Genomic DNA, 6,270 nt, shown 5'->3' with positions numbered 1-6,270 from the left:
GCGATCTCCTCGCCGGCGGCCTCCATGGTGGAGGCCGGGTCGGCACCGCCGACGATGTTGGCCTGGGCCTGGCCCAGCGGGCCCCAGATGGCGGCCATCTGCGGGATCGACGGCATGGGCTCGGCCAGCTCGGCGAACTCGGCGATCTTCACCATGTCGGGGAACTCGCCGGAGAGCTTCTCCTGCAGCTCCAGGTTGACCGGGGGCAGGTTGTTGGACTGGAACATCTGCTCGGCGATCTCCGCGTTGGAGGCGACCTCACCGACGAAGGTCTGCGCGAAGCCGGCGTTCTGACCGTTGGATGCCACGTAGAAGGCGTTCACACCGGCGAAGGGCTTGGCGGGCTCCATGCCCTCGAAGCCCGGCACCGCACTCATGGTGAAGTCGATGCCGGCGGTGTTGATGTCGCCCAGGGCCCACGGGCCGGAGATCAGGTAGGCCGCCTTGCCGTCGGTGAACAGGGAGATGGCGTTGTCACCGGTGATGGAGGTGCGCAGCACGCCGTCGGCGCCCAGGGCGCCGATCTTCTCGGCGGCCGCGATGGAACCCTCCTTGCCCACTCCCAGATCCGTCGGGTCCTGGTTGCCCTCGGCGTCGGTGCCGAACAGGTAGCCGCCGCCGGAGGTGTACAGGGGCTGCATGTGGTAGGCGTCGCCCTGCTCGCCCACGGGCAGGGACAGCACGACCTCGGCGCCACCGGCCTTGGCCGCCTCCACCAGCTCCTCGATGGAGCCGGGCTCCGGCACATCGGTGAGCGCGTTGTTCGCGTAGAGGACCAGGGTCTCCACGGCGTAGGGGACGCCGTAGGTCTGGCCGTCGTAGGTCACGGCCTGAAGGCCGATCGGGGCCACCTTGTCGGCGGCGTCACCGGGCAGCTGCACCGGGGAGATGGCGCCGTTCTGCACCAGGTTGCCGATCCAGTCGTGCGCACCAAGCACGATGTCCGGGCCGTTGCCGGCCTGGTTGGCGGTGACGTAGTTGGTCTGGAGGTCGTTGGCGACGGTCTGCACCTCGACGGTGATGCCCTGGGCATCGGCCCAGGTCTTGGCCGGCTCCTGCAGGGACTTGGCCTTGAGCTCGTCGGCCCAGATCACCAGGTCGGCATCGCCGCGGGCGGGAACGCCCTCGGCGCCGCCCTCGGCGCCACCGGCATCCGACGCGCCGCCGGCATCCGACGCACCGCCGCCGGTACCGCCGTCGGTGTCGGAGTCGCCGCCGCAGGCAGCGAGCAGGGTCACGGAGGCGGCCACACCGCTGAGGGCGAGGAAGTTCTTACGACGGATCTGCACGTCTTCTCCTTTGAATCGTGGTCGGATTTCGACCGGGCAGGCTCTGACCTGTCGCTACGGACTGTAGAACGAAGCGCCCCATTCGTGCAAGAATGCGCAAGAACTTGCAGATATCGATTCGGACACGGGCGACGCGGCCCGCTGACCTGGAAGGATGAGTGTGAAGGCGCGACTCATCGACATCGCCCGCACCGCCGGGGTGAGCGAGGCCACGGTGTCCCGCGTGCTCAACGGCCGTGCGGGCGTCAACGAGACCACACGTCGCACGGTGATCGACGTGGCCCGACAGCTCGGGCGGGACGTCGGTCCCGATGTGACGCAGTCGGGGCCGCTGGTGGGGGTGCTGGTGCCGGACCTCGACAACCAGGTGTTCGCCTCCTGGGTGGAGCGGATCGAGGCCGAGCTGTTCCAGCGCGGCGCCTCCGCCCTGGTGTCGGTGCGGGCGCGCACCGTCGAGCGCGAGCGCGAGGCGTTCCAGCGCTTCCGGCACGCGGGAGCGGTCGGCATCATCGTGGTCTCCGGGCACCACGCCCAGGAGTCCGACCCCGTGGATCACTACCTCGAGGTCACCGCGAGCGGCACGCCCCTGGTGCTGATCAACGGGGTGCGCGATGACGTGGACGCCTCCTTCCTCTCCACGGACGACGACCACGCGGTGCGCTCGGTGCTCACCCACCTGCACGACCTGGGACACGAGAAGGTGGGCCTGGCGGTCGGGGACGAGCACACCTGGCCGGTGCGCAAGAAGCTGCGCGCCTTCGAGGAGGCGCCGGTCCAGCACCCCGGGCAGGACCATCCCGTGGCCTTCACGGACTTCTCCTACGCCGGTGGGTACGAGGCCTCCCGCGATCTGGTGGGGCGCGGTGCCACGGCCGTGGTGTGCGGATCCGACGTGATGGCGGCGGGAGCGCTCGAGGGGGTGCGGTCCCTGGGGCTGTCGGTGCCCGGGGACGTCTCGGTGGTCGGGTATGACGACGTGTTCTGGGCCTCGCTCACCAGCCCGCCGCTGACCACGGTGCGCCAGGCCGTGCCGCAGATGGCGCGGGCCGCGGTGCGCACGGCGCTGTCCGGCGGGGAGCGGTCCCGCCGCCCCGCCCGCACCGAGGTGGTGGTGCGGCCGCAGCTGGTGGTGCGCGGATCCACCGCTGCTGCCCCTGCGACTAGCATGGCACGGTGACCGACGCGACCTCCTCCCAGATCTCCCGTACCAGCTACGACACCGCCCAGGCACGCAGCCAGGCCCTCGAGCAGAAGATCGCCACCGATCCCTCGGGCCTGCGTATGCTCACCGGGGACCGCCCCACCGGCGCGCTCCACATCGGGCACTACTTCGGATCGCTGCGCAACCGCGTGCGCCTGCAGGATGCCGGGGTCGAGACCTGGGTGCTGGTCGCCGACTACCAGGTGATCACCGATCGCGACGTGGTGGGGGACATCCGCGGCAGCGTTCGTGAGCTGCTCACCGACTACCTGGCCGTCGGGATCGACCCGGAGCGGGCCACGGTCTTCGCCCACTCCGCGGTTCCGGCCCTGAACCAGCTGATGCTGCCGTTCCTCTCGCTGGTCACGCAGCCCGAGCTGGAGCGCAACCCCACCGTGAAGGCGGAGCTCCAGGCGGCCGGGAAGTCCGCCATGGGTGGCCTGCTGCTCACCTATCCCGTGCACCAGGCGGCCGACATCCTCTTCTGCCACGGCAACGTGGTGCCGGTGGGCAAGGACCAGCTGCCCCATATCGAGCAGACCCGTGTGATCGCCCGTCGCTTCAACGAGCGCTACGCCGGCGGCGAGACCGTCTTCCGCGAGCCCGACGCGCTGCTCTCGGAGGCGCCCACCATCCTGGGCCTGGACGGCGGGGCGAAGATGAGCAAGTCGTTGGGCAACACAGTGATGCTGCGCATGAGCGCGGACGAGACCGTCAAGCGCATCAAGAAGGCGAAGACCGACTCGGACCGCCAGATCACCTACGACCCGGAGTCACGCCCCGAGGTGGCGAACCTGCTGACCATCGCCTCGCAGTGCACCGGGCGCACCCCGGAGGAGATCGCCGGCGAGATCGGGGACAAGGGGGCCGGCACGCTCAAGATGATGACCGCCGAGGCGCTGAACGAGCACCTGGCGCCGATCCGCGAGCGCAGGGCCGAGCTGGAGAAGGACCCGGCCCAGCTGTTCTCCATCCTGAGGGCGGGCAACGAGCGGGCCAACGACGTCGCGAACGACACCCTGGCGACGGTGCGCGAGGTGATGGGGATGGTCTACTGACCCCGTCGTGAGGGTCAGAACCGGCTCGAGCTGCCCGCCCCGGAGAAACTCGAGGAGGAGTAGCCCGAGACGCTCGAGGCGCCGGACGAGCCGGAGGGATTGCGGTGTGACTCCAGTTCGTCCGCGGCCTGCGAATGCCAGGTGTTCAGCCACAGGATCGGGCTGATGTGCCAGAAGGTGCCGTAGCCGTCGGCGCCATCGCTCCCGGCCCCGCCGCCGGCGACCAGTCGCTGGTGGCGGCGCGCCCGCAGTGTCCGGTCGTACACCTCCTCGTCCTCGACGTACACGCTCGCATCGCGCAGCAGCTCCACCTCGCCCTCGTCCTCCGCCATGCGGGAGATGCCCAGTTCGCGCACCGCCATCGCGCGCTTGGAGAGCTCGGCGGTCAGGGTGTCCAGTCCCTCCAGGGCGGTGTCCGGGGTGATCTCGTCCTGCCCGAGCTGCCGGGTGAGGCGGTTCATCTCCGCCTCGGTGCGGTCGCACTGCTCACGCAGGGCATCCACGGCGGCCTGCTCCTCGGGTGATCGCTCGGAGAGATCGCCCTCGCTGCGCATCAGGGCGCCCTCGACGGCCTCCAGGGAGTCGCGCAGGGGTGCCTGCTCCCGTTCCCAGGCGCTGCGCCAGTCACCGATCCGGTGCAGCAGGTCATTGGCGGCGATGACGTCGTCGTCGATCGCATCGAGTCGCTCCACCTGACGGGAGAAGTCCTTCGAGGCGCGCCGCTGGTGCCCGCGCAGGCCCCAGGCCCACGGCAGGGTGGCGGGGATCTGCTGGTCGAGCTGCTCGGCCTTCTCGATCCCTGTGAGGTAGCGCTGGTACCGGTCCAGCACCGCTTCGGCGTAGGGGGACTGGGCAGGAAGGGTGCGGGCAGCGGCTTCGGTCTCGGCGCGCTCGGCACGTACCCGGTCCCAGCCCGGCCGCGCACTCGCCACCCGTGCGTGCGCATTCCGGCGCCCGACGATGATCCCCAGCGCGGTCGCCGCGGCCGTGCCCAGCGCCGCTAGGGCACCGCCGATGGCCGCGGTGGTCTGCCACCACGGCTGGTCCAGCAGCTTGGCGTATTCCTCGGCCCCGGCCACCAGGGCGCCCTCCCAATCACGGTCCTGGGCGGGATCGCGCATCTCGTCCTGCACGTTCTCGAAGCCGCCCGCGGAGAGCTTCACGTCCTCACCGCCGTAGGTGCCCAGGATCCGGTTCTCGGGGTCCAGGGCGATGATCACCCGGCCATCGGCCCACTTGTCGCCGTCCATCCACTCGGGACGCTCCTGCTTGGCGTGAGCCAGCACGGCGTCGTTCAGCGCCGTGTCGCGCGAGGCGGGGATGTCCAGCTCGGTGACGTCGATGACGAGCACAGCGAGGTCCACCTCGCGGCGGAAGTCCGTCGCCGCCAGGCGGTCCTCGAGCGCTTCGTCGTCCACGGCGTCGGCCCGGTCGTCGATCGTGACGTCGCTGGGTGGCACGGCTGCGGCGGGCGGTGCCAGTGCGGCCGACAGGGCCATCAGCAGGGCGACCACCAGCAGCGTGAGCAGGGAGGGAGGCGGGACGGACGGGCGCGGGCGAGCTCCATCGGGCGGGGAGGGAGCGGCCAGGGGAGGGGAGGGGGTGAGCATCTGCCGAGACTAGGTGTTGGGGTGCGGGGTGCGGATCAACCCCAGGTCTATCCCGCATGGGCCTTTCGGTGGGGATGCCCACCCTTTGGCACTGTCAGGGACCGACGGTGAGCGCGTTATGATCGGGCTAAGCACAGCTTTGAATCGAGCGCAGCTTCGAACCGAGGAGGACCTCCCGCATGACCATCTATGAGAACGTCTCCGAGCTCGTCGGCCGCACCCCCCTGGTGAAGCTCAACCGCCTGGGTGACGACGTCAAGGCCACCGTGGTGGCCAAGCTCGAGTTCTACAACCCCGCCAACTCCGTCAAGGACCGCATCGGCGTGGCCATGATCGATGCCGCCGAGGCCTCCGGCGAGCTGAAGCCCGGCGGCACCATCGTGGAGGCCACCAGCGGCAACACCGGCATCGCCCTGGCCATGATCGGCAGCTCCCGCGGCTACAAGGTGATCCTCACCATGCCCGAGTCGATGTCCAAGGAGCGGCGCGCCCTGTTGCGCGCCTTCGGTGCCGAGCTCGTGCTCACCGAGGCCCCCAAGGGCATGAAGGGCGCCGTGGAGAAGGCCGAGGAGATCGCCGCCGAGACCGGCGCGGTGCAGGTCAAGCAGTTCGACAACCCCGCCAACGCCGAGATCCACCGCCGCACCACCGCCGAGGAGATCTGGAACGACACCGACGGCCAGGTCGACGCCGTGGTGGCCGGCATCGGCACCGGCGGCACCATCACCGGGGTGGGCCAGGTGCTCAAGGAGCGCAAGCCCGAGGTGAAGATGTTCGCGGTGGAGCCCGAGGAGTCCGCCATCCTCACCGGCGGCAAGCCCGGCCCCCACAAGATCCAGGGCATCGGTGCCAACTTCGTGCCCACCGTGCTGGACACCGAGATCTACGACGAGGTCCTCGACATCGACGCCGAGACCGCCATGAACCGTGCCCGCGAGGTGGCCCGCAGCGAGGGCCTGCTGGTGGGCATCTCCTCCGGCGCCGCCATCGAGGCCGCCGCCCGCATCGGTGCCCGTGAGGAGTTCGCCGGGAAGATGATCGTGGTGGTCGTGCCGTCCTTCGGTGAGCGCTACCTCACCACGCCGCTGTACGCCGAGTACATGGACTGACCA

5 protein-coding genes are annotated in these 6,270 nt (G+C 70.1%); 3 read left to right on the top strand and 2 right to left on the bottom strand.

Translation table 11 applies throughout. From position 1 onward, the window contains the following. Window positions 1-1,289: extracellular solute-binding protein (locus tag M3B01_RS09880; protein WP_259791738.1), on the bottom strand; the 1,289-nt coding region annotated here is incomplete at its 3' end. 160 nt (window positions 1,290-1,449) lie between these two features. Here M3B01_RS09880 and M3B01_RS09875 point away from each other — a divergent pair. Further along, the gene (locus tag M3B01_RS09875) at window positions 1,450-2,466 is read left to right on the top strand and encodes a LacI family DNA-binding transcriptional regulator (RefSeq protein ID WP_259791737.1); all 1,017 of its coding nucleotides are present in this window, start codon (window positions 1,450-1,452) and stop codon (window positions 2,464-2,466) included. Next, window positions 2,463-3,548, top strand: coding sequence for a tryptophan--tRNA ligase (gene trpS, locus M3B01_RS09870; protein ID WP_259791735.1), 1,086 nt, complete (start codon window positions 2,463-2,465; stop codon window positions 3,546-3,548). The genes M3B01_RS09875 and trpS overlap by 4 nt, the downstream gene beginning before the upstream one ends. Before the next feature lie 14 nt (window positions 3,549-3,562). On the opposite strand, the gene M3B01_RS09865 is transcribed toward trpS, so the two are convergent. Further along, a complete protein-coding gene (locus M3B01_RS09865; protein ID WP_259791733.1) occupies window positions 3,563-5,158 on the bottom strand; it encodes a DUF5129 domain-containing protein in 1,596 nt (531 codons plus the stop codon). A gap of 179 nt (window positions 5,159-5,337) precedes the next feature. Between M3B01_RS09865 and cysK the strand changes: the two genes are divergently transcribed. Beyond that, complete coding sequence (cysK, locus tag M3B01_RS09860) at window positions 5,338-6,267, top strand: cysteine synthase A (protein WP_259791730.1); 930 nt, start codon at window positions 5,338-5,340, stop codon at window positions 6,265-6,267. Window positions 6,268-6,270 lie beyond the last annotated feature (3 nt).

This window comes from Brachybacterium sp. p3-SID957 (assembly GCF_025144775.1).
Lineage (GTDB): Bacteria > Actinomycetota > Actinomycetes > Actinomycetales > Dermabacteraceae > Brachybacterium > Brachybacterium epidermidis.
This window is presented reverse-complemented; position numbering and strand designations above follow the sequence as displayed.